The 22,928-nt window shown below is 63.2% G+C and carries 17 protein-coding genes; 11 read left to right on the plus strand and 6 right to left on the minus strand.

Features of this window, described 5'->3' with window-relative positions; all coding sequences use genetic code 11:
• Nucleotides 1-72 precede the first annotated feature (72 nt).
• The 5 genes from AC1RRC_RS04970 (at nucleotide 73) to AC1RRC_RS04990 (ending at nucleotide 7,795) form a co-directional block, all read left to right on the plus strand.
• The gene (locus AC1RRC_RS04970; RefSeq protein WP_493054156.1) at nucleotides 73-1,734 is read left to right on the plus strand and encodes a methyl-accepting chemotaxis protein; all 1,662 of its coding nucleotides are present in this window, start codon (nucleotides 73-75) and stop codon (nucleotides 1,732-1,734) included.
• 19 nt (nucleotides 1,735-1,753) lie between these two features.
• On the plus strand, nucleotides 1,754-3,244 hold the full coding sequence (locus AC1RRC_RS04975) for a putative bifunctional diguanylate cyclase/phosphodiesterase (RefSeq protein ID WP_493054157.1): 1,491 nt from the start codon (nucleotides 1,754-1,756) through the stop codon (nucleotides 3,242-3,244).
• 9 nt (nucleotides 3,245-3,253) lie between these two features.
• The gene (locus tag AC1RRC_RS04980; RefSeq protein WP_493054158.1) at nucleotides 3,254-4,411 is read left to right on the plus strand and encodes a sensor histidine kinase; all 1,158 of its coding nucleotides are present in this window, start codon (nucleotides 3,254-3,256) and stop codon (nucleotides 4,409-4,411) included.
• Nucleotides 4,411-6,024 (plus strand): hybrid sensor histidine kinase/response regulator, encoded by a 1,614-nt coding sequence (locus tag AC1RRC_RS04985; protein WP_493054159.1) that lies wholly within the window; start codon nucleotides 4,411-4,413, stop codon nucleotides 6,022-6,024. The genes AC1RRC_RS04980 and AC1RRC_RS04985 overlap by 1 nt, the downstream gene beginning before the upstream one ends.
• 82 nt (nucleotides 6,025-6,106) lie before the next feature.
• The gene (locus tag AC1RRC_RS04990; RefSeq protein WP_493054160.1) at nucleotides 6,107-7,795 is read left to right on the plus strand and encodes a methyl-accepting chemotaxis protein; all 1,689 of its coding nucleotides are present in this window, start codon (nucleotides 6,107-6,109) and stop codon (nucleotides 7,793-7,795) included.
• Nucleotides 7,796-7,801: 6 nt separating this feature from the next.
• Here the strand turns inward: AC1RRC_RS04990 and AC1RRC_RS04995 are convergent, their stop codons facing one another.
• Complete coding sequence (locus tag AC1RRC_RS04995; RefSeq protein WP_493054161.1) at nucleotides 7,802-7,972, minus strand: hypothetical protein; 171 nt, start codon at nucleotides 7,970-7,972, stop codon at nucleotides 7,802-7,804.
• A 157-nt stretch (nucleotides 7,973-8,129) separates the two neighbouring features.
• Here AC1RRC_RS04995 and AC1RRC_RS05000 point away from each other — a divergent pair, with 157 nt between their 5' ends.
• The 4 genes from AC1RRC_RS05000 (at nucleotide 8,130) to AC1RRC_RS05015 (ending at nucleotide 12,529) form a co-directional block, all read left to right on the plus strand.
• On the plus strand, nucleotides 8,130-9,266 hold the full coding sequence (locus AC1RRC_RS05000; RefSeq protein ID WP_493054162.1) for a mechanosensitive ion channel family protein: 1,137 nt from the start codon (nucleotides 8,130-8,132) through the stop codon (nucleotides 9,264-9,266).
• Between the two features lie 175 nt (nucleotides 9,267-9,441).
• On the plus strand, nucleotides 9,442-10,452 hold the full coding sequence (locus AC1RRC_RS05005) for a phospholipase C/P1 nuclease family protein (RefSeq protein WP_493054163.1): 1,011 nt from the start codon (nucleotides 9,442-9,444) through the stop codon (nucleotides 10,450-10,452).
• Between the two features lie 14 nt (nucleotides 10,453-10,466).
• Complete coding sequence (locus tag AC1RRC_RS05010; RefSeq protein WP_493054164.1) at nucleotides 10,467-11,972, plus strand: peptidylprolyl isomerase; 1,506 nt, start codon at nucleotides 10,467-10,469, stop codon at nucleotides 11,970-11,972.
• Nucleotides 11,969-12,529 carry a hypothetical protein gene (locus AC1RRC_RS05015; RefSeq protein WP_493054165.1) on the plus strand — a complete coding sequence of 187 codons (561 nt, stop codon included), beginning with the start codon at nucleotides 11,969-11,971 and terminating at the stop codon, nucleotides 12,527-12,529. Before AC1RRC_RS05010 ends, AC1RRC_RS05015 begins: the two co-directional genes overlap by 4 nt.
• Here AC1RRC_RS05015 and AC1RRC_RS05020 read toward each other — a convergent pair.
• From AC1RRC_RS05020 to AC1RRC_RS05040, 5 genes are all read right to left on the minus strand, one after another.
• A complete protein-coding gene (locus AC1RRC_RS05020) occupies nucleotides 12,474-14,645 on the minus strand; it encodes a peptidase domain-containing ABC transporter (protein WP_493054166.1) in 2,172 nt (723 codons plus the stop codon). The genes AC1RRC_RS05015 and AC1RRC_RS05020 overlap by 56 nt on opposite strands.
• Nucleotides 14,646-14,701: 56 nt before the next feature.
• A complete protein-coding gene (locus tag AC1RRC_RS05025) occupies nucleotides 14,702-15,004 on the minus strand; it encodes a hypothetical protein (RefSeq protein ID WP_493054167.1) in 303 nt (100 codons plus the stop codon).
• Nucleotides 14,985-16,367 carry an alpha/beta hydrolase gene (locus tag AC1RRC_RS05030; protein ID WP_493054168.1) on the minus strand — a complete coding sequence of 461 codons (1,383 nt, stop codon included), beginning with the start codon at nucleotides 16,365-16,367 and terminating at the stop codon, nucleotides 14,985-14,987. Before AC1RRC_RS05030 ends, AC1RRC_RS05025 begins: the two co-directional genes overlap by 20 nt.
• 61 nt (nucleotides 16,368-16,428) lie before the next feature.
• The gene (locus tag AC1RRC_RS05035) at nucleotides 16,429-16,779 is read right to left on the minus strand and encodes a hypothetical protein (RefSeq protein ID WP_493054169.1); all 351 of its coding nucleotides are present in this window, start codon (nucleotides 16,777-16,779) and stop codon (nucleotides 16,429-16,431) included.
• Between the two features lie 110 nt (nucleotides 16,780-16,889).
• Nucleotides 16,890-18,140: a beta-barrel domain-containing protein gene (locus AC1RRC_RS05040; protein WP_493054170.1), complete on the minus strand. Its 1,251-nt coding sequence runs from the start codon at nucleotides 18,138-18,140 to the stop codon at nucleotides 16,890-16,892.
• Nucleotides 18,141-18,485: 345 nt separating this feature from the next.
• On the opposite strand from AC1RRC_RS05040, the gene ppc reads away from it, so the two are divergent.
• Both ppc and pyk read left to right on the plus strand, forming a co-directional pair.
• The gene (ppc, locus tag AC1RRC_RS05045) at nucleotides 18,486-21,248 is read left to right on the plus strand and encodes a phosphoenolpyruvate carboxylase (RefSeq protein WP_493054171.1); all 2,763 of its coding nucleotides are present in this window, start codon (nucleotides 18,486-18,488) and stop codon (nucleotides 21,246-21,248) included.
• Between the two features lie 119 nt (nucleotides 21,249-21,367).
• Nucleotides 21,368-22,837 (plus strand): pyruvate kinase, encoded by a 1,470-nt coding sequence (gene pyk / locus AC1RRC_RS05050; RefSeq protein WP_493054696.1) that lies wholly within the window; start codon nucleotides 21,368-21,370, stop codon nucleotides 22,835-22,837.
• Nucleotides 22,838-22,928: the final 91 nt, after the last annotated feature.

Raw genomic sequence — 22,928 nt, forward strand, 5'->3', positions numbered from 1 at the left:
CCGCGCTTGTTCCTATGCTGGTAAGTACGGAGCATGGGAAGTCCGGAAGTCATCAAAGCGGCGGAGTCGAACGTGATAAAAATTTCAAACATCCGTATCGGGATAAGGCTGGGAGCCAGCTTCGGCATGGTGCTGGCACTGCTGGCGGTGATCGGGCTGCTGGGACATTTCCTGCACCAGCGGCACAAGCAGGAATTGCTGGACGGCCTGGCGCACGTGGAACGGATGCGTGAACTGGGCGCCGACCTGAAGTCCTCCCTCCTGGAAGGGAGTGTGGCGATCCGCAATGTGGGCCTGGCGCATGACGTGGCCACCATGCAGCGGGAAGAGCGGGTGCTGGCCGCGCAGCAGGTCCGCTTCGATGCACAGCACGCCGAACTGGCGGCCACCGCGCTCAATCCGGAAGAGCAGGCGCTGGTGGCGCATATCGGCAACCAGCACCGGCAGGCCGCCGCGCACTACCGGGAAGCGCTGGGCCTGGCGCTGGCGTTCGATGCGGAGCACGCGATTGGGCTGATTAACAACAAGATCGAACCGTTGAACAAGGCCACCCTGGCCGACATCGTGGCGCTGGCGGGATTGCAGCGCCTTGCGGCGCGGCGCGTGGTGGCGCAGGTCGACGCGGAAGACCGCCGGCTGGCGCTGGCGCTGCTGGCGATCGGTGTGGTGGCGCTGGCGGCGGGTGCCGGCTGCGCCTGGGGCGCCACCGTCACCATTACCGGTCCGCTGGACCAGGCGGTGGTGCTGGCGCGGCGCGTCGCCGAAGGCGACCTCGGTTACACCATCGAACATGAGGGCCGCGACGAAATCGCCCAGTTGCTGACGGCGCTGGAGCGCATGAACGGCAGCCTGGCGGGCATCGTCCACCAGGTGCGCGGCGGCGCGGTGCGGATCCACCAGGCGTCCGATGAAATCGTGGCCGGCAATACCGACCTGTCGCGCCGCACGGAAGCCCAGGCGGCGGCGCTGGAACAAACCTCGGCCTCGATGGTGCAGTTGAACGGCGCCGTGCGCCAGACGGCGGACCATGCGCGGCGCGCCGAGGCGCTGGCGCAAAGCGCGTCCAGTGTGGCGGCGCGTGGCGGCAGCGTGACGGCCGATGTCGAGCAGATGATGGCGTCGATCCAGGCCTCGGCGCACCGGATCGCGGACATCATCGGCGTGATCGACGGGATTGCCTTCCAGACCAATATCCTGGCGCTGAACGCGTCGGTGGAAGCGGCGCGCGCCGGTGAGCAGGGACGCGGCTTTGCCGTGGTGGCCGCCGAAGTGCGGGCGCTGGCCCAGCGCAGCGCCGGCGCCGCGCGTGAAATCAAGGCCTTGATCGCCGATTCCGTCGGCAAGGTGGAAGCCGGGGCGCGGCTGGTCGGACAGGCCGGCGCCACCATGCGCGACATTGTTGACAGTGTGCAGTCGGTCACCTTGATCATGGGGGACATCGCGCAGGCCACGGGCGAACAGACCGACGGCATTGCCCAGATCAGCAGTGCGCTGGCGCAGATGGATGAAGCGACGCAGCAAAATGCCAGCCTGGTGGAACAGGCGCTGGGCGCGGCGGACGGATTGCGGGAACAGGCCGCCGAATTGTCGGAGATGATGAGTGTATTCCGGCTGGCTCCTGCCATGGAGGAGCACACCGCGCCGCTCCAGCCGGTCCAGCCGAACCAGGCGATGCGGCCGGGGCAGGCGCCGGCCGCATCGCCGCGCCAGCGCCTGGCCCTGGCGGCCGGATAACGAAGGCGAGGCAAACAAAATGGCTGACGGATCAAAACCAGTGTACCGCGCGGCTGCCGCCGGATACGCGCCCCCCCCGGCGGCGCAGGACCGGCTGCAATGGAAGCTGGAACGGCTGTTGCAATGGACCAGCCTGCTGGCACAGCGGGTCGATGCCTGCACTGGCGACGCGCTGTACTTGCAGCGCAATAAATCCAGGCTGCTGGCGGAGCTGGACCGCTATCGCCGCACCGTGCACCGCCTGGCCTACTTCGATGCACTGACGGGTTTGCCGAACCGCACCATGTTGTCCGAGTCGTTGCTGAACGCCGCCCGTGTTCCGCCGGTCGGGCTGATGATGCTCGACCTGGACCACTTCAAGGAAGTCAATGACACGCTGGGGCATGCGGCCGGCGACCGCTTGCTGGTGGACGTGGGGCGGCGCCTGCAGGCGTGCGCCTTGCCGCAGGAAATGGTGGCGCGCTTTGGCGGTGATGAATTCGCCATGCTGGTGCCGGCCGGCCGCGAACAACTGGCGCGCCGCGCCGCCTGCTTCCTGGCGGCCCTGGCGGAGCCTTTCTTTATCGATGGCCATGAATTGTTCGTGTCCGCCAGTATCGGCATCGCGGTGTGCCCCGACGATGGCAATGATATCGCCACCCTGTGCAAGCATGCGGATTCGGCCATGTATTACGCCAAGCGCGAAGGGCGCAACCACCATGAATTCTATGTGCAGGAATTGACGCGCCAGGCCGCCGAGCGGCTGGAAGTGGAAGCGGCATTGCGGCGCGCGTGCCGCAACGGTGAACTGGAACTGCACTTCCAGCCGCAAGTGGAGCTGCACACCGGCCGCCTGATTGGCGCCGAGGCATTGCTGCGCTGGAACCGCCCCGGCCATGGCGTGGTGATGCCGCAGCACTTTATCGGCATTGCCGAAGCGTCCGGCCTGATCGTGGAAATCGGCGAATGGGTGCTGGCCGAAGCCTGCGCCGCGGTGGCCGCTTGGAACCGCGACGGCGGCGCCGCGCAGGCATTGCAACTGGCGGTCAACCTGTCGCCGCGCCAGTTCGTGCGCAATGACCTGGCCGGCGCCGTACGCCGCCATTTGCAGGCCAGCGGCTGCCGGCCGGAATGGCTGAAGCTGGAGATTACGGAAAGCCTGCTGCTGGAAGGCGACAGCACGGTGGCGGACATGCTGCAAACCCTGACCGGCATGGGCCTGGCCATTTCCATCGACGATTTCGGCACCGGCTATTCCGCGCTCAGCTACCTGCACCGTTTCCCGGTCAGCCAGCTGAAAATCGACCGTTCCTTTGTCGGCGACGTACCGGGCGACCGCAGCAAGAGTGAACTGGTGAAAGCCATGCTGTCGATCGCCGCCGCGCTGCGGCTGGAAACCGTGGCGGAAGGGGTGGAGTCGGAAGAGCAAGCCGCCTACCTGGAGCTGCATGGCTGCCGCCATGCACAGGGCTACCTGTACGGAAAACCCATGCCGCGCGCGGCATTCGAAGCGCAACTGCAGCTGGCATAACGGAGTATCATGACAGCTATCACTCTCACCGTATCGTCGCCACGGCAGGAAGCCATGCAAGCGAGCCAGCTTTCCACGATATTGATCATTGATGACACCCCCGCCAACGTGCGGGTGGTGGCCGAGTACCTGGGCAGCCATGGCTATACGGTCATGGTGGCGGAAGATGGCGAAGAGGGCCTGGAGCGGGCCCGCTTCGGCCAGCCGGATTTGATCCTGCTGGACGTCATGATGCCGGGTTGGGATGGTTTTGAAACGTGCAGCCGGCTGCGGGCCGATCCCGCCACCTGTGGCATTCCCGTGATTTTCATGACCGCGCTGTCCGACATCAATGACAAGATCCGCGCCTACGATGCGGGCGGCGTCGATTACGTGACCAAGCCATTCCATGCGGAAGAAGTACTGGCGCGGGTCAGCACCCATTTGAACTTGCGCGCCACCCAGCGCCAGTTGCTGGAGCGCTCGCAGGAACTGGCGCGTTCCAATGCCGAACTCGAGCGCATGGCCTATGTCGCCTCGCACGACTTGCAGGAACCGCTGCGCATGGTGGCCAGCTACGTACAGTTGCTGGCGCGGCGCTACAAGGGCCGGCTCGATGGCGAGGCCGACGAATTCATCGCCTTTGCGGTGGAAGGCGCGACGCGCATGCAGGCGCTGATCGAGGACTTGCTGACCATTTCCCGCGTCGATACCAAGGCCCGCCCGCTTGCGCGCGTCGATTGCAATGACGTGGCGGCGATGGCGCAGGCCGCGCTGCGCATCGCGATCGATGAAAGCGGCGCACAGGTGCGCTGCGGCGAATTGCCCTGCGTATTGGGCGATGCGGGACAACTGGCGCAAGTGTTCCAGAACCTGATTGCCAATGCCATCAAGTTTTGCAAGGACCGGCCACCACGGATCGCCATCAGTGCGCAGCGCTCCGGCCGTTACTGGCGCATCGACATCAGTGACAACGGCATCGGCGTCGCGCCGCAACACGGACAGCGCATCTTTGACATGTTCCAGCGCCTGCACGCGGGCCAGGAATATCCGGGGACCGGCATCGGGCTGGCGATCTGCAAGAAAATCATCGAACGCCATGGCGGCGTGATCGGCGTGGCGCCAGGCGCGGCAGGTGGTTCCGTCTTCAGCTTTACGCTGGCGGCCGATGAACAGGAGGGGCTGTGATGGCGCCCGATCCCGCGGACCGCAACCGCATCCGCATCTTGCTGATCGAGGATAACCGCGGCGATGCGCTGCTGTTCCGGCACATGCTGGCCGACGCCGGGGCGCTGGACTGGGAATTGGCGTGGGCCGCCAGCCTGGAACAGGGCGTTGAACACTTGCAGTCCCATGAAGCGGACCTGGTGTTGCTGGACCTGGGGTTGCCGGGGTCGACCGGCTTGGAAACCATGCAGCGCCTGCAGGCGTGCCGCACGCGCGTGCCGGCGCTGGTGGTGTTGAGCGGGCTGAACGATGAAGCGGTCGCCATGCGCGCGGTACAGGCCGGTGCGCAGGATTATCTGGTCAAGGGGCAGGTCGATACCGGGATGCTGGTGCGTTCGATCCGCTATGCGATTGAGCGCAACCAGGCGGAAGCGGCGCTGCGGCAGGCGCATGACATGCTGGAAGCGCGGGTGGCGCAGCGCACCGCGGAACTGGCCAGCACGGTGGACGCACTCAATGCGCAGATCCGCGAACGGGAACAGGCTGAAACCCTGCTGCGCCGCCGCGAACAGGAATTCCGCACGCTGGCGGAAAACGCGCCGGACATGGTGATCCGCTACGATGGCGAATGCCGCCGCACCTATGTCAATCCCGCGTTTGAACGGGAAACCGGGATACCGATGGCCGAAGCGTTGCAGCGGCAGCCCCAAAAAATGGTGCGCACCCAGTCCGACATTTCGCCGGACGATTACATGGTGGCGCTGCGCAACGTGATGGCGTCGGGCGAGGGCACGGAAGTGTTCGTGCGGCTGGCCGACCCGGGTGAATCGGCGCGCGACTATGCGTTTCACCTGGTGCCCGAACGCAATGCGGATGGCCAGGTGGTGGGCGTGCTGGCGATCGGCCGCAATATCTCCGCGCTGAAGGAAACCGAGCGCCGCCTCAGTGAATCCCAGCAATTGCTGCGCCAGTTGGCCTCGCGCAGCGATGCGGTGCGGGAAGAAGAACGCAAATACATTACCCGTGAAATCCACGATGAACTGGGACAATACCTGTCGGCGTTGCGGCTTGGCGTGTCGGTGGTGGAAATGCAGTTTGGCGCGGCCAATCCCGCGCTGGCCGAGCGTACCCGCGCGCTCACGGGACTGGTCGATTCGACCATCCAGGTGGTGCGCGATGTGGTGTCGGCGTTGCGCCCCAGTGCGCTGGACATGGGTATCGTGTCCGCGCTGGAATGGCTGGTCGAACAGTTTTCCAGCCATAACGCCGTCGCTTGCCAGCTGCATGTGGATGAAGGACAGGTCAGCCTGGATGAGGGGCGGGCCACGGAATTGTTCCGCATCGTGCAAGAGTCGCTGACCAATATCCGGCGCCACGCGGGCGCCAGCCGGGTGGACATCGTCCTGGCCCGCGATGCTGAACGCTTCTTCCTGGAAGTGCGCGACAATGGCTGTGGATTCGATCCCGCGAAACGCAAGCGCCAGTCCTTCGGTTTGCTGGGCATGCACGAGCGGGCGCTCAAGCTGGGCGGCACCGTGGCGGTGGACAGCAAGCCAGGTCACGGTACGCGCATCCGCGTACAGTTTCCCATCGTGCCGTCAGGATTTCCTGACGACAAATCAGGCTCCACCTGATATTCACGGCCCGGGCCGTCCCGTACCATCGGTTGTGATCCGGCATCCATGCGGGATGCCGGCGCAACCATGGAGACTGCGGATGAACAATATAAAAATAGGCTGGCGGTTGACGGCGGGCTTTGCCGTCGTGCTGGTGCTGATGGCGGTATTGGCTGGCGCCGGACTGGCGGCCATGGCGCGCATGGACACGCACATGCAAGACATCACTGAAAACTATGTCGTCAAAGTCAAATTATTGGCGCAAATGCGCGACGCGGTGCGCAGTGCCGCCATCAACGTACGCAATGCCGTCATGGTTGACACGGAAATGGAAGTGGCGGGACAGGTGGCGCGCTTGCAGGAAGCCCGCGCGGCCTATGCCACCGCCTTCGAACAGTTGCAGCCGCTGGGGTGGACGGAAACAGGCAAGGCCATGCTGGCGACGATCGAGCGGGAGCGTCAGGCGGGCTTGCCGCCGATGGACCGGGCGATTGCGGCCGCGCGCGCCAACCACGACGACGAGGCGCGGCTAGTGCTGATGCGCGAAGCGGCTCCGGCGCAGGAGCGGTTGCTGGCGGCGCTGGACGCGCTGATCCAGCGCCAGGAAAGCCTGACCACCGCCGCCGTGGAGGAAGCGCGCACCGCGTATGAACGGGCGCAGGCCATCGTGATTGCCTTGTCGGCCGCCGCGCTGCTTGCCGGACTCGTGATCGCCTGGCGCATTACCTTGTCGATCACGCGCCCGATGGGAGAGGCGGTGCGGCTGGTGCGTACCGTGGCCGATGGCGACCTGACCAGCCGCATCGATGTCCGTGGCGCGGATGAAGCGGGACAGTTGCTGGAAGCGTTGCGGCAAATGAATGACAGCCTGGCGCGTATCGTCGGCGACGTGCGCGCGGGCGCCGATACCATCGCCACCGCGTCGCGCCAGATTGCCAGCGGCAACCAGGATTTGTCGTTGCGCACGGAAGAACAGGCTGGCTCGCTGGAAGAAACCGCGTCGTCGATGGAAGAAATGACGGTGGCGGTCAAACAAAATGCCCAGCATGCGGAACGCGCCAGTCAACTGGCGCAAGCCGCATGCGATTCGGCCCGCCATGGCGGCGATGTGGTGGCGCAAGTAGTGCGTACCATGGGGGCGATTCACACATCGTCCAGCAAGGTGGTGGAAATCATCGGCGTGATCGATGCGATTGCGTTCCAGACCAATATCCTGGCGCTGAATGCGGCCGTGGAGGCGGCGCGGGCCGGCGAGCAGGGACGGGGCTTTGCCGTGGTGGCGTCGGAAGTGCGCAACCTGGCGCAGCGCTCCGCTGCCGCCGCGCGGGAAATCAAGCATTTGATCGGCGATTCCGTCAGCGAAGTGGAAGCCGGTACCCGCCTGGTGGAAGACGCGGGATTGGCCATGCACGATATCGTGGCGGGCATCCGCAGCGTCACCGACCTCATGGCGGAAATCACGCAGGCGGGGGCGGAGCAATCGTCCGGCATCGAACAGATCAACCAGGCGGTGGTGCAAATGGATCAAGCCACGCAGCAAAATGCCGCGCTGGTGGAAGAAGCGGCGGCGGCGGCGGGGGCGCTGCAAGACCAGGCCGGGCAACTGGCGGAACTGGTCAGTGTGTTCCGGCTGGCGCCGGCCGACGGCGCGCGGGCAGCGGCAACCATCCGGCCGCACAGCGGCATGGTGCTGGAATTCAGCGCGCCGCGCGGCACGCAGCGCGCGCACGCTGCCGGCGACCCGTCAATCCCGCATGGGGGCAGGGACGGCGCGGCGCATGTCGCCTGACGGGATTCAGTTTTCCTTCATGACTGCAAAAGGTTGACCCTTTTGCAGGTTGCGGTACTTTTCCCGGGCCTGCGACTGCTTTTCCGCTTCCATTGCAACGTTTGCGGCGTGGATACGTTTCTTTTCTTCCTTGCTGCGGTGCTGGGCAATATCCTTGTTTCCAATACGTTTGGTCATGATGGCCTCCTGTGGACAGAACCCACATGGTGCGCCGGTCCCGGGCCCGATACCGTTCGCTCTCGCACATTCCCGCGCCGTATGTGCGGGGGCGCACGGTCATGAAGTGATTGCCGAATTACAGTCGAGCATGTTATTCAGGCCCAGGGAGCATGCTTTGAACTACCAAAAACTGGTCGCCGCATTCGACGGCATCTTTGAAGGAACCGACTGGCAAAACTGGCTGCTCAGCATCGGCGTGGCGCTTGCCTGTTACCTTGCCATTCACGGGGCCGTGGCGCTGTCCCGCCGCCGTCTCGAACGCATGCAGGCCGATCGCCGCGCCAACAAGCCGATGGCGGAAATGCTGTGCGCGATGCTGAAAAAGACCAGCAACCTGGTGGTGGTCATCACGGCGCTGCTGATCGGCCTCACCGTGCTGGACTTGCCGCAGCCGTGGGCCGGCCGGGTCACGCACCTGTGGTTCATTACGCTGGGCGTACAAATTGGCCTGTACGTCAACCAGCTGATCGACATCGGGTCACGCCGCTACTTTGGCGGGCGGCCCTCCGCGCAGGCGCGCGACACCGGCGCCGCCAATCCGACCGTGGCCCGCACCTTGATGGTGTGGGCGCTGAAGACCGCCCTGTGGGTGGTGCTGTTGCTGGCGATCCTGTCCAACCTGGGTATCAATATTTCCGCCTTCGTTGCCAGCCTGGGGATCGGCGGTATCGCGGTGGCGCTGGCGGTGCAAAACATCCTGGGCGATTTGTTTGCCTCGCTGTCGATCGCGGTCGATAAACCGTTCGAAGTGGGCGACGCCATCAGCGTCAACGGTTTTTCCGGCACAGTGGAACATGTCGGCCTGAAAACCACCCGTATCCGCGCCGATAGCGGCGAACAAATCGTCATTGCCAATGCGGACTTGCTGAAAAATACCGTGCGCAACTTCAAGCGCATGCAAAACCGGCGCGTGCAATTCTCGCTGAACCTGGCGCCGTCGACGCCGGTCGATGTGGCCGAGCGGGTGCCGGAAGCGCTGCAGCATGTGGTGGAAGCCCAGCGCCAGGTGCGCTTTGACCGCGCCCACTTGAAGTCGGTGACGCAGGATGCCCTGGAATTCGAAGTGGTCTATTACGTGCTGGATCCCGCCTATGCCGCCTACATGGAAGTGCAACAGCAAGTGTTGCTGGGCGCGATGCGGGTGCTGGCCGGTATCGGCGCTTCCACCGCCAAAGCCAGCCAGCGGGTGCTGGTCGATGGCCAGGGCCATTTGCGGCCGGCGACGCCGCTGCGCTCCATGCCCAAACCCTGAACCAGTGGGTCACGGTCGCGTCACATTGCGCTGATAAAGTGTGGCTTTTTCGCAATTTGACTATACAAATTTGCCAAATAGTTAAATTTGTCGATTTGTTATGTTACGCTGCGCCCTCGCTTTTTTTAACGCGACCGTTCGTACTTTTTAATTCAGGGAAACTATGAAAGTTGGAATGACTGCCATGGCGCTGGCCATGGCGGCGGGCATCGCCACGCCTGCCCACGCCTGGCAACAGGAAACGCACCGCCGTATCGTGCTGGACGCGGTGACGTTCATGAAAAACAATCCGTCCACCACCAACTACAACAAGCTGGCCACGGGCGTTGCGCGCGCCGGCTACACGGTGGACCAGTTCGCGCAGGCGCTGGGCCAGGGTGCGTATGACGTCGATGATTTCGCCGACACCTACCTGTGCGGCGCATCGACCGGCAGCTGCGTGCTGGCGCCGGTGTGGGGCGCGGGCGCGTCCATCGTCAAGTACACGTCGTACTGGCACTTCCAGAACCACACCTCCGGACCCGACGTGCACGGCAACCCGTTTGGCGGCTACAACTATGCCAAGCTGACGGTGAACGGCGACATCGACAACATGGCGGCCGGCTGGCTGTACGGCGATTACCTGGACGATGGTCCCGGCGGCCTGAAGGGCTGGTTCGGCGATAGCAGCAAGTACAACAGCTATGGCGTGACGGAAGCGCATTACCGCCTGGGCGGCAGCTCGAACGTGAACCAGTACGCCGATTTTGAAACCATGCCGTTCCAGCCGATCGACAACCTGGGCCAGTACTGGTTCCAGCAATTCCTGGCGCAGCCGACCGCGCAAACCCTGGGTTTCGTGCTGCACACCACCGACTTGCTGCAGCCGCACCACACCTGGACCACCTCCGCGCATGACCATGGCGGCTGGGAACAGTGGGTGCAGGATTACTACGACACGGAAAAGCTGAATGACCCGGCGCTGGTGAAAGCCGCGCTGGCCGACTTCACGCCGGTGGCGCCGGCCGGTGTCGACATCCGTCCGCTGCTGACCCAGGGCGGCACGTATTCGTACGCGAATGGCGGCATCGTGCTGTCGTCCAGCGACCATGGCGACCGCTCGCGCGTGGCCAAGCAAATGATTCCCCATTCGATCGCGATGGTGGTGCACGTGCTGAACCGCGCGGCTGAACGGCTGGGTAACTGATGGGGAAGCGGGCAGTGTTGATACCGCCCGCTGCGGCGCCGGTCCCTGCCGGGCCGGTGTTCCGCCGTGGGGTGGGGACGGCCGCGCATGCGGACCGGCTGTCGTACCGCGCGTTGCAGGGCATGTTGAGTGGCGCGTGGCGGGGTGCGCTCCGCGCCGGGCCTGCCGTCATGCTGGCTGTAGCCGTGACCTTCGCGGCATTACCCACGACGGCACCGGCGGCGGTGCGCCTTGGTGTGGATGATCCCGCGCTGGCGGCGCGCATCGACGCCGCGCCGCTGCAGGCGTTCACGCTCGACACCCTGTGGCGGCAGGCGCGGCTGGCCGATCCTAAAGCTGCCCGCGCCGCCACGCTGGAGACGCTGGTGGCCGAACGCTTGCTGGCCGCCAGCGCCCGTATCCAATGGGGCGAGGCTATCCTGTTGACGGGGCAGGGCGTCGGCTATGCGCATGACGTGGCGCTCGACGACCAACTGGCGGCGCTGCTGCGCAATTTGTACAAGAAAGAACTGGAACAGGCGCTGGCGCAATTGCCGGGCGGATCGCTCGATGGATTGATCGTGGCCGAACCGGGCGTGCCCGCAGCGGCGCTGGACGCGGTGTTTGGCAAGCAGGGCGCGCTGCGGCTCGATTATTCGCTGACCGGGGCGCAGGCGGAGCAGGCGAAAGCCTTGCCGGTGCTGGCTTACCGGTTGCCCGGCGGCGGGACAGGGACGCTGTCGCTGCATGACGTATACCGCCGCCAGAATGTACAGGGCCGGATCGCGCTGCACACGCGCCAGCCAGGCGCCTTGCCGCAGCAGGCGCGCCAGGCGCTGGGCGTGCTGGCGGTGCTGGACTGGGCGCGCGCTCGCTTTGGCGAGGCCGCGCTGGCGGACTTGCGGCGCGCGCTGTCGGACCAGATGGTGGTGGTGGCGGTGCAGCGCCTGCACGGCATCGGCGCGGACACCGACAGCGGCAGCGCGCTGCTGGACCGGCTGGCCGCGCAGGCGGACCGGGACGCGATCCGCGCGTATTACGAGCGGCACCGCGATGAATTCCGCCGCATCGAGAAAGTCCGGGCGCGCCACCTGCGCACGCACGACGAAGCGGCGGCGCAACAGGCGTATGCCGCGCTGAAGGGCGGCGCGGACTTCGCGGCGGTGGCGCGCAGGGTGTCGATCGCGGGCAATGCGGCGCAGGGCGGCGACCTGGGCTGGATCGACGCGGCCGGCAAGACCGGCTGGCTGCAGCAACTGGCCTTTGCGCATGCGCCGGGCGAAGTGTCCCGCCCCGTGCGCGCCCCGGTCGGACCGCACGACAAGGCGACCTGGGACATCGTGCTGGTCGAGCAGCGCGTGGAAGGCTACCAGCCTCCCGATGCGGAAAGTGTGCGCTACCTGGCCAGCCGCGCCATCGCGCGCCGCACGGCCATTGCGCAGTTGGCCGCGCTGCGCGAGCGGGTGGTGCGCGAGGCCGACATTGAATTGAACCGCAGCCTGCTCGACGCGCCGCTGCGGGTGCTGGAGCCGTCGCCATGAGGAGGCGCACGGCATTGGCCGCACTGGCGTGCGTGGCCATCCTGGCGTGGTACGCGTGGCCGGCACAGGGCGGACCGGCGCCGTTGCCGGCCAGCGCGGCGGCCATCCCGGCACCCGCTGCCCCCGCGCCTGCGGCCGATGAAGGGCCCCAATGGATGCAGGCGCTGGCGGACCAGCCGCCGCCGGAACCGGAACGGGTGCCGCTGCCCCCCGTCGATAGCAGCACCCCCGCGTGGCTGTCGATGGCGGACGCCCGCGAACACGGCGACCCGCGCACCCCGCCCGTGGTGCACGACGACCCTGCCGCGCAGGCGCGGCCGAGCGCCGAACAGCTGGCCGATCCGCAAGCCTACCGCCGCTTCGAACAGGGCCGCCATGCGCGCCTGCTGGCCTCCTTCGCCGATGCCGCCAAGGAAGAAGTGCCGCGCCTGCGCGCCGACGTGGAGCGGGGCAGGGCGGCGGGGGTGCCGGAGGGGGAGTTGGCAAAGATGGAGGAAAAGATCAGGCGGATCGAGGTGTTGCGGGATGAGGCGGTTCAGCACCAGGTTGGCCGCTGAACGGAATGTGGTCGCTGCGTTCGTCACGGCCGATGGCGCCATTTTCCATGCGCAGTATCCTGCGCGACATGGCGATGGTCTCGGGGCGGTGGGCAATGCAGATGCGTGTGATGTTGAGTGCACTGATCGCGCTGCTGACCTGTTGTTCCCGTTCGACATCAAGGTGGCTGGTGGCCTCGTCCAGTACCAGGATATGTGGCTGTTTATAGAGCGCCCTGGCCAGGAACAGACGCTGGCGCTGGCCACCGGACAAGGTGGTTCCCATATCGCCCGCCAGCGTCTGGTAACCCATCGGCATGGCACTGATGTCTTCATGAACCGCGGCAGCGCGCGCGCATGATGCGATACGTGCGAGGTCCGGCTGGGGATCGAAGAAGCAAATATTGTCGGCCAACGAACCTGCCAGCAAATGATCGTCCTGCATGACGGCTCCCATCACCTGCCTTAAAGCGGCGGGACCAAGGTGCGATACTGGATGTCCACCGTATCGAATTTCACCTTCAACTGGCTGCAATATACCGAGTATCAGCTTGACCAGCGTGGTCTTGCCGCAGCCTGATGGACCTGTAATGGCAAGCGACTCGCCAGGCTCGATCGTGAGCGACAGATTGCGAATCACCCACGGTTCCTGGTCCGCATAACGGAATCCGATTCCCACCAACTCCAGCCGGGCAGGTAAACGCTGGGTAGGCAAATCGGCGCGGCCATCGGGTTCCGGCGCTTCCAGTACGATGTCGGCCAGCCGCTCCGCATGCAGCGACAGCAGCCGGAATTCAAAAAATTTGTTGATCAAAGCAGAGAGGCGGCCGCCTAGCTGGTTGCCGTAGGCGGTAAAAGCGAACAGCATGCCTGTTGTGAAGCTGCCGGCGATGACCTTACCCGCGCCCAGCCACAGGATCAGCAGTCCTTCGAGGCCAAATACCGCCGTGTTTGCGATGGTAAACCACAGCATGAATTTTTCAGTGCGTATGGTCCGGTTTGCGGAGTCCACGGCGAGATTGAACCACCGGTTGCGCCGGTCGAGCTCACGGCCATGTAGCTTGATGACTTGTACTCCGCGCAGGGTCTCCAGGAAACAGCTCTGTTCCCGCGCATCGAGTACCAGCGCTTCTTCGTTGGCTTCCCGTAGTGGCTGGTAAAACAGGGCGCGCAGCAGCGTATAGACAGCGACCGCCACCAGCACGATGGCGGTGAGTTGCATGCTGTAGTAGAGCATCATGACCAGGGTCAGGATGGCAAACAGGCCGTCAAGGATGACTTCTATAAAGCCGGTAGTCAGCGTGTGCTGGATGGCGCTGATGGAAGCAAAGCGGGACACGATGTCGCCCAAGTGCCGCTTTTCAAACCATGCCACCGGTAGCCGCAAGAGATGGGCAAAGACGTTGGCAACCCATTGCAGGTTCAAATGCGTCGAAAGAAACATGACAGTCCAGCCTCGCGCCAGCGCGATGGCGGTTTGCATGGCCAGCATCAGCGCAAAGCCGGCGGCAATGACATTGAGCAGCTCTCTGTCTCCCGATGCGAGGGCTTCATCGACGACCCACTGGTTCAACATAGGTCCTGCAAGCGAGAACAGTTCAAGCGCCAGTGCCAGGGCGAATACCAGCGCCAGCGAATGCCATAAGCCGGCAATTTTTCCAGTCAGCGCCGCCAGCGAAACTCGGCGTCGTTCATCGGCTGGCTTGAAGCCTGTATTCGGTGTAAGTTCAAGTGCAACGCCAGTGAAATGGGCATTCAATGCATTGATTTCCACATGGCGCTTGCCTACAGCGGGATCGTGGATGACGGCGCGCTTGTGGTTGATGCTGACCAGGACGACGAAGTGGTTCAGGTCCCAGTGCAAAATGCAGGGAAGTGACAGTTGCGGCAATTCGTCCAGCTCCAGTCGGACGGCTCGGGAATTGAGGTTCAGTTGTTCTGCGCACGCGATCAGCTGTGGCAGGCTCATGCCCTTGAGCGATAACGGGAAGCGTGAACGCAACGTCACGAGATCAGAGTGCAGGCCATGCCATCCCGCTACCATGCCGAGACAGGCAAGCCCGCATTCAGCGGCTTCGCTCTGCAGCAGGATTGGAACGCGCCTGCTTCCAAACTGTAATCCAGACAATGTGTGCATGGCGCCTCCTGACCTGTGGTGAGGGCGCCGGATAAGTTCCGGCGCTGTACTGCGGATTAGGCGTCAGAATTCTTGTTTAAACCCATCAGGTAGCGGATCGGCCTACGCGGGCGCCTGCCTGAATCCACGTTGACGGAAGGAGTGGTCGTGCTTGTGGATGTGGGCGAGGGCATAGTGAGTACATCTTGTTGAGCTTCAGGCTTTAGTGCAGGGTTGGTGGGCACAGGTGGCATTCCGTCACGTGCGTACGGAACCGGGTGCAGTTTGATATCGCCATCGTCGGGCTGTTTGATCATGCGGCTCGACGCTTTCAGGCCGCCGCAAACCTGTCCCAGTTCATCATTTGAGATTTCGCGCATGGTTTAAGTCTCCTTCTGCAGGTTGAATTGCCATTCCAGGTGGAATGGGGGAATGCTGCCCGGTTAAGGCAGATTTTGAAAAGTTTGTACGGGCCTGGCGTTTGGTTGCGGTCCTGTGTCCGGGGCCAGGCGCCTCCAATACGCCATTCAGGAATTGTCGAACCCGATGCGCGATCGTTGCCGCAAACTCGGGCTCGAACCAGACTTCGTCCGGGTCGTTTGACAGCAAGTGCAAGCGTCCCGGGTACCGCTGGAACTGAATATTGGCGCCACGGGCACTGGCCTCTGCAATCAGGGGCAATTGCCGCTTTATACTGACTTGTGTATCGGCGTCGCCCCACAGGTAGAGGCCGGGTAGTCCATGCCGCTCCATGACATCGACCGTTGACAGGGAGTCCTGGAGGATGTGGTACAAGAACGAGTCGGTCGCGTAGGGTGCTCCGACCTGGTCGTTAATAAAGCGCCAGTGCAGGCGGCCAAGTTCCTTGTCGTCGCCAAATTCGCCAAGTATTTCCGCATAGGTGAATTCCAGGCGGGATTTCAACTGATCGAGGTTATGCTGATCCCATTGGCCATCTGGACTGATCCATAAGCGCAGCGACATGATGTTACCGATGCCCTGCTGGTACCCGAGCCGGATCTCGTCGTTGGTGACAATGCCATCGGCATCGAGGTCAAATCGGGGCAGCCATTCCAGCGCGCGCTCCTCGATTTGCCATCGTGCTGCATCAGACACCTTTTCCGCTGGGGAGCCCACCGATACCAGTGCCGCGACAGGGATGCCGGTGGATTCCACGATCGCGGCCGAGTGGACCAGCCCTTCCGAAAAGCCGAACAACGTCATGTTCCTCCGGGATTGCGGTATCCGACGCTGGACATGGGCTAACAAATTGGCGAGCGCCGCACGGTAGCGGGCTACCGTCAGCGTTGCAATCAGCCGGTAGTCGATGCACTTGGTGCGCAAGGTGAATTCATTGATGTCGCCTCGTTGCAATGTCTCGCGACACTGGCGTTGCGGTACGCGGGCGGCGGGATGCTCGAATCTGACGACGGCAATGCCTACGTTGCGCAACGCGGCGGACAAATCGGAAAAAGGCGCGTGGTGCCGTGTTTGGCCTGGAAATGCCGGCGCCTGCCAGCCGTCACGGGTGTATGGTCCTGCGGGGGGAATTAATACTACGACCGGGCCGTTCCACTGGCGCAGCGGACCGGCGGGCCATTCAATGACGCCGGTGGTCGCATCGGCGGTGCCATTCGCCGGCAACGAAAATTCCTCGCGATGCTGTCCAAACGCTGGGGGAGTAACGCATAAGACGATGCCGCCCAGAAACAGCAGTGAGCAAGTAATGGCGGATATATTCATGGCGCGGGAGTCCTTTTGCCGCCAGTAGCCAGGGCACTGGCGGCGGCAGTTTTAATGGAAGTTACTTGGTCTGGTGGGTGGTGGAAGTGCGGGTTGTTGTGCAGCCACCGACCATTTTTATGCTAAAGCCGGTGAAGCTACCGCTGGCTTCAGTGATGCGCGTGTCTGTGCAAGTCTCTGTAATCGTACCGCTGGTGGTGGTCGTAGGTTTCGGTGCGGTTGTTTGGGATGCTGCTCCCCCGCCACCAGCGTTGCCGCCACCGCTCGTGCCACTGTTTGTGCCCGTGCTGAGTTGAATGGTGCCGACTCGCGCCGGTGCGGCGCTGTCATCCCGCTTGCGGCTGATCGTCACTTGAGGTGTGCCGTCACCGCCGCCGATACTGTTCAGTTCGTGCTGTTCAATCTCGCGCATGTTGGTTCTCCTGGTTACGATGGAAGGTCTATCCATGGGATGGACCAAGGACTCCGCACATGTATCGATCTCGCTGTGCGGTCTGTTGCCACCCGGTCGGGGCGGCAAATTCATTTAGCGGTTGAGTCGCCTTGTGTGGCCGGCAAAATGGGCGCCACAAGCCATTCGAACAGCCGTCGTTGTTCCTGGCGGATTTCCGCGTCCAGGGTCATCCCGGGCAGCAAGCGGTGACGTTTGCCGTGGGCCGCGATCCCCTGTTGTGACAGTGACGCGGTAATCCGGTAGACCGGCGCCGGGCCCGCCGCAGTTGCATTGGGCGCGGCGATGGTGTCTTGTTCGACACGAGTGACAGTTCCAGCCACATAACCGAATTTTTGATAAGGGTAGGCCGCGACCATGAGCCGAACGGGCTGTCCTTCCGTTACTAATCCAATGGCGCTGGTGGGCGCATACAGGTGGGCCTCGAGTCCCCCATTGTCAGGAACGATAGACAATAACTGCGCGCCGGGCGCCACAGTTTGGCCTACCGTCGCAAGTAGCGCCGTCGCTGTACCGGCAGCGGGGGCCAGCACCTGGCTTTGCTGTCTTCCCTGTTGTTCCGCAGATTCGTGGACGAGGCCTTCCAATGCGCGTCGAGCTTGAATCGCATTGATCGATGACTGTGTGCGGACTTGGGCGATTTCCGCATCGGATTGCGATAACTCGCGTCGCGCATCCAATATGGCCCGCTCCAATACCTGGACACGCGATAGCTGTTCGTCACGTTCCGCCTGATGCTGCATTAACTGCAGCTGTGGCAGGAATCCTTCCTCATGCAGCGTCGCGTACCGTGCCAACATGGCGTTGCTAGTGGCCGCGCGGCTACGCTGTAGTGCGATTTCGTTTTCCAGACGGCGGATTGATGCTTCCGCCAGGGCGCGCCGGCGGAGCAAGGCTTGTTCCTGAGTGTTTGCCTGTTGTACCTGGAACTGCTGTTCCTGGACCAGCAGCGAGCGTCTTTTCTCCAACGTCGCCAGGATACGGTCATCCAGGTTGCCATCTGCCGTCATCCGTGTCGCCGATATTTCATATAGCACTTTGCCCGCTTCAACATGCTCGCCTTCACGAACGTGGCACGCTGTGACACGTCCGAATTGCGGGGCAGACACACGGACGGCTCCCGTCGCCGGTAATAACTGCCCCTGGACGCGCACCCGGGATGTATAGACACCTGTGTACAGAAAAATGATGAGGGCAACGGCGAGCATTGCGGCTACGGTCGCGGCGATCCGCATCGGAACAGGTCTGGCCAGCAGGATTGGGCCAAGCCATTGACTGCCACGGGCCGCCAGCGCTTCAGAGCGAAACAGCGGGCTATTCATGTTCGCCCCTGTCCGCTGGCAATGAATCCGGATTTGGATACGAAGTCCATGGCGGCTTCCCCTGTGGATTGAATTCATGAATCCATTCTAGGGAGCAGTGCAGTGCAGATATTGCGTGCCCGCAAGTAATTGCAGCTAGGTAAGTTAGAAGCACGACCGTGCCTTTCCCACCCCCATGCTGCGCCGCAAAACTTTCTAGTTGCCTGCTTTAACGATTTTGCACATAATGTAGTAAATTTACCTTATACCAGGTGTATGCGGCGGCTTATAGTTGAGCTATGCCGTATTTGGTGTAATTCTTATTCTAATCTGTAAAATTACTACATATCGGTGAAGGACAGCAACATGGATGGGTCGAAGGCGGTTGAGTTCAAGGATGAGTTGTTGGGACGGGATATCCGGCAACTGGGACGCATGCTGGGCGAGACAATACGCGCACAGCACGGTGAGGAAGCGTTCAACCGCATTGAAAACATCCGTCAGCTGGCGATCCGCTTCCGCCGCGACCAGTGCGAGCAGGCCAAGGCGGAGCTGGACCAGGCGCTGCACGCGCTGGGCCAGGAGGAAACCAGCCAGCTGATCCGTGCATTCACGTATTTCTCGCTGTTGGCCAATATCGCGGAAGACCAGCACCACACGCGCCGCAGCCGCGCCCACTTGATCGCCGGTTCCGCGCCGCGCGTGGGCAGCATGGCCAAGGCGGTACAAAATGTCGTCAATGCCGGCCGGGTCGATGCGCTGCCGGACTTCTTTGCCGACGCCCATATCAGCCCGGTGTTTACCGCGCACCCGACCGAAGTGCAGCGCAAGTCCACCCTGAATTGCCAGATGGCGATCGCCCGCGTCCTCGATGAGCGCGACCGCGTGCACATGACGCCGGAAGAACAGGAAAGCAACGAGAACGCGCTGGCGCGCGGTATCCACACCTTGTGGAATACCCGCTTGCTGCGCACGGCCAAGCTGTCGGTGCTCGATGAAGTGGAAAACGGCCTGTCGTTCTTCGACCGCACCATCCTGTCCGGCCTGCCGCAACTGTATTGCAACCTGCAGGATAGCCTGGCCAAGCTGGATGCGCGCTGGGCGCAGGAAGAACTGCCGACCTTCATGAAAGTGGGCAGCTGGATCGGCGGCGACCGTGACGGCAACCCGTTCGTGACCGCGACCATCCTGAAAGCGACCTTGCAGCGCCAGGCCGATGTCGCGCTGGAGCACTACCTGGGCGAACTGCATAAACTGGCGTCGCAGCTGTCGCTGGCGCAAACCATGACGGGGTCGTCGGACGAGCTGCGCGCGCTGGCCGACGCCTCGGCCGACCTGTCGCCGCACCGCATCGACGAGCCATACCGCCGCGCCATTTATGGCATCCATGCGCGCCTGTCCGCCAACCGCCTGCGCTTTGCCACCGGCGCGCAAGCCGATGCGAAAGTGCAGCCATACGCCAACCCGCAAGCCTTGCTGGCCGACCTCGAGATCGTGCACCGTTCGCTGGTGGCCAACGGTTCGGCCGTGCTGGCCCGTGGCCGCCTGCGCCATCTGCGCCGCGCCGTCAACGTGTTCGGCTTCTCGCTGGCGCCGATCGACTTGCGCCAGAATTCCGACGTGCACGAACGCGTCGTGGCCGAACTGCTGTGGGCGGCCCGTCCCGGCGTCGATTACAAGTCGCTCGATGAAGATGCGCGCTGCAAGCTGCTGCTGGAAGAATTGCACACGCCGCGCCTGCTGATTTCCCCTTACCTGGAATACAGCGACGACACGGCCGGCGAACTGGCGATCTTCCGCGCGCTGAAAGAGGCCCACGCGGCCTACGGTCCGGAATGCGTGACCAACTACATCATTTCCAAAGCCGCCAGCGTGTCGGATTTGCTGGAAGTGGCGCTGCTGCTGAAGGAACACGGCTTGCTGCGCGCCGGCCGCGTCGATGCGGAATCGCACATGGCGGTCAACATCATCCCGCTGTTTGAAACCATCGACGACTTGCGCGCCGGTCCCGCCATCATGGGCAAGGCCTTTGCGATCCCGCTGTACATGGACTTGCTGAAGTCGCGTGGCGCCATGCATGAAGTCATGCTGGGTTATTCGGACTCCAACAAGGACGGCGGCTACTTCACGTCCGGCTGGGAACTGTACAAGGCCGAGATCGAGCTGGTGCAAGTGTTCGAGAAATACGGCATCAAGATGCGCCTGTTCCACGGCCGCGGCGGTTCCGTCGGCCGTGGCGGCGGCCCGTCGTATGACGCGATCCTGGCGCAGCCGCAAGGCGCCGTGCAGGGCCGTATCCGTTTGACGGAACAGGGCGAAGTCATCACCGCCAAATACGCGAACCCGGAAGTGGGCCGCCGCAACCTGGAAGTCATGGTGGCCGCCACCATGGAAGCGACGCTGCTGGGCGACAGCGCGGCCGGCAAGGCTTCAGCGGCGCAATTGGCCGCGATGCAGGCGCTGTCGGATGAAGCGCTGCGCTCTTACCGTTCGCTGGTGTACGAGACCGACGGCTTTGAACAGTATTTCTGGGAATCGACCGTGATTTCCGAAATCGCCGCCCTCAATATCGGCAGCCGCCCGGCCTCGCGTAAAAAGACCACGTCGATCGAAGACTTGCGCGCGATTCCATGGGTGCTGAGCTGGGCCCAGTGCCGCGTGATGCTGCCGGGCTGGTTCGGTTTCGGTTCGGCCGTGGAAGCCTTCCTGGCCAACAACCCGGACGGCCTGGCGCAATTGCAGCAGATGTACAAAGACTGGCCATTCTTCACCACCTTGCTGTCGAACATGGACATGGTGCTGGCCAAGAGCGATATCGCGATCGCCAGCCGCTATGCCACCCTGGTGCGCGACGAGGCGCTGCGCGACGCGATCTTTGGCCGCATCAAGGCCGAACATGAGCGCACCGTGGAAGCGGTCAAGCAGATCACCGGCCAGGCCGAACTGCAAGACGCCAACCCGCTGCTGCAGCGTTCGATCCGCAACCGTTTCCCGTACATCGACCCGCTGAACCACGTGCAGGTCGAACTGCTGCGCCGCTTCCGCGATGGCGAGACCGACGCCGCCACCCGCGAAGGCATTCATTTGTCCATCAACGGCGTGGCAGCCGGCCTGCGTAACAGCGGCTGATTCAACATGAGATCGGGACCGGCGCTTCGCGCCGGTCTTTTTTTGCAGTACTGACCAATACATCCAAGAGGCATACCGTGAGAGACAGCGTAAAGAACAGCGCGAAAGACAATGTGAACGTGAACGCAGCAGTACCCGCCAAGCAGCGCGCGACCAAGATCGTATCGACCATCGGCCCGGCATCGAATGACATCGAGACCCTGGTCCGCATGTTCCGCGCCGGCACCAATGTCGTCCGCCTGAACTTCTCGCACGGTAAAGCCCAGGACCACGTCGAGCGTGCCCGCATGGTGCGCGAAGCGGCTTCCATCGTCGGCCGCGAAGTCGCCATCATGGCGGACTTGCAAGGCCCGAAAATCCGTATCGGCAAATTCGAGAACAGCAAGATCGAACTGGAAAACGGCGACAAGTTCATCCTCGACGCGAAGTGGGGCGAGAACGGCGAACTGGGCAACCAGGAGCGCGTTGGCCTCGACTACAAGGATTTGCCGCGCGACCTGAAAGCCGGCGACGTGCTGTTGCTGAACGATGGCCTGATCGTGCTGACCGTGGACCGCATCATCGGCAGTGAAATCCACACCACCACCAAAATCGGTGGCGAACTGTCGAACAACAAGGGCATCAACCGCCAGGGCGGCGGCCTGTCGGCGCCGGCGCTGACGGCGAAGGACATGGAAGACATCAAAACCGCGATGAGCATCCAGGCCGATTACGTTGCCGTCTCGTTCCCGAAAAACGCCACCGACATGGAAATGGCGCGCCAGCTGGCCAATATCGCCGGTGAACCGTATGGCCACAAGCCGTTCATGATCGCCAAGATCGAACGCGCCGAAGCGATTCCCGCGCTGCAGGAAATCCTGGACGCCTCCGACGGCATCATGGTGGCCCGTGGCGACCTGGCCGTGGAAGTGGGCAATGCCGCCGTGCCGGCACTGCAAAAGCGCATGATCAAGATGGCGCGCGCGTCCAACAAGCTGGCAATCACCGCGACCCAGATGATGGAATCGATGATCGTCAATGCCGTGCCAACCCGCGCCGAAGTGTCGGACGTGGCCAACGCGGTGCTGGACGGCACCGATGCGGTGATGACGTCGGCGGAAACCGCGTCCGGCAAATACCCGGTTGAAACCGTGGAAGCCATGGCGGCGATCTGCCTGGACGCGGAAAAATGGAACCCGTCCAACCCGGACGTGGAACTGATCAACACCACCTTCAGCCGCATCGACCAGTCGATCGCCTACGGCGCGCTGTTCACCGCGCACCACCTGCGCGTGCAGGCGATTGCCGCGCTGACCGAATCGGGTTCGACCTGCCTGTGGATGAGCCGTAACAGCATCGACGTGCCGATCATCGCACTGACCCCGAGCGTGGCGACGCAGCGCAAGCTGGCGCTGTTCCGCAACGTCACCGCGCTGGAACTGAAACAGACGCGCGAGCGCGAAGTGGTGCTGCGTTCCGTTGAAGACTTGCTGATCGCGCGCGGCATCGTGCAGCGCGGCGACAACGTGGTGCTGACCTGGGGCGAGCCGATGGGCCTGGTGGGCGGCACCAACGCGTTGAAAATTATGAAAATCGGCACCCCAGCCTGATTGGGCCAGGTGCTATTCGATGTAAATGGGGCCTGCCCCGTTTTGATATGAGGATGCCCGGCCTGAAGGCCCGGCACCCTTGGCTAAATTA

This window comes from Pseudoduganella sp. GW821-FHT12E03, assembly GCF_058807115.1.

Excerpts from the sequence above, each read along its gene's own strand:
- AC1RRC_RS05030 (WP_493054168.1), bottom strand. The coding sequence starts at position 16,367 with ATGAATATATCCGCCATTACTTGCTCACTGCTGTTTCTGGGCGGCATC.
- AC1RRC_RS04995 (WP_493054161.1), bottom strand. The coding sequence starts at position 7,972 with ATGACCAAACGTATTGGAAACAAGGATATTGCCCAGCACCGCAGCAAG.
- AC1RRC_RS04985 (WP_493054159.1), top strand. The coding sequence starts at position 4,411 with ATGGCGCCCGATCCCGCGGACCGCAACCGCATCCGCATCTTGCTGATC.
- AC1RRC_RS05025 (WP_493054167.1), bottom strand. The coding sequence starts at position 15,004 with ATGCGCGAAATCTCAAATGATGAACTGGGACAGGTTTGCGGCGGCCTG.
- AC1RRC_RS05020 (WP_493054166.1), bottom strand. The coding sequence starts at position 14,645 with ATGCACACATTGTCTGGATTACAGTTTGGAAGCAGGCGCGTTCCAATC.
- AC1RRC_RS04975 (WP_493054157.1), top strand. The coding sequence starts at position 1,754 with ATGGCTGACGGATCAAAACCAGTGTACCGCGCGGCTGCCGCCGGATAC.
- AC1RRC_RS05005 (WP_493054163.1), top strand. The coding sequence starts at position 9,442 with ATGACTGCCATGGCGCTGGCCATGGCGGCGGGCATCGCCACGCCTGCC.
- AC1RRC_RS04990 (WP_493054160.1), top strand. The coding sequence starts at position 6,107 with ATGAACAATATAAAAATAGGCTGGCGGTTGACGGCGGGCTTTGCCGTC.
- AC1RRC_RS05015 (WP_493054165.1), top strand. The coding sequence starts at position 11,969 with ATGAGGAGGCGCACGGCATTGGCCGCACTGGCGTGCGTGGCCATCCTG.
- AC1RRC_RS04980 (WP_493054158.1), top strand. The coding sequence starts at position 3,254 with ATGACAGCTATCACTCTCACCGTATCGTCGCCACGGCAGGAAGCCATG.
- AC1RRC_RS05035 (WP_493054169.1), bottom strand. The coding sequence starts at position 16,779 with ATGCGCGAGATTGAACAGCACGAACTGAACAGTATCGGCGGCGGTGAC.
- ppc (WP_493054171.1), top strand. The coding sequence starts at position 18,486 with ATGGATGGGTCGAAGGCGGTTGAGTTCAAGGATGAGTTGTTGGGACGG.
- AC1RRC_RS05040 (WP_493054170.1), bottom strand. The coding sequence starts at position 18,140 with ATGAATAGCCCGCTGTTTCGCTCTGAAGCGCTGGCGGCCCGTGGCAGT.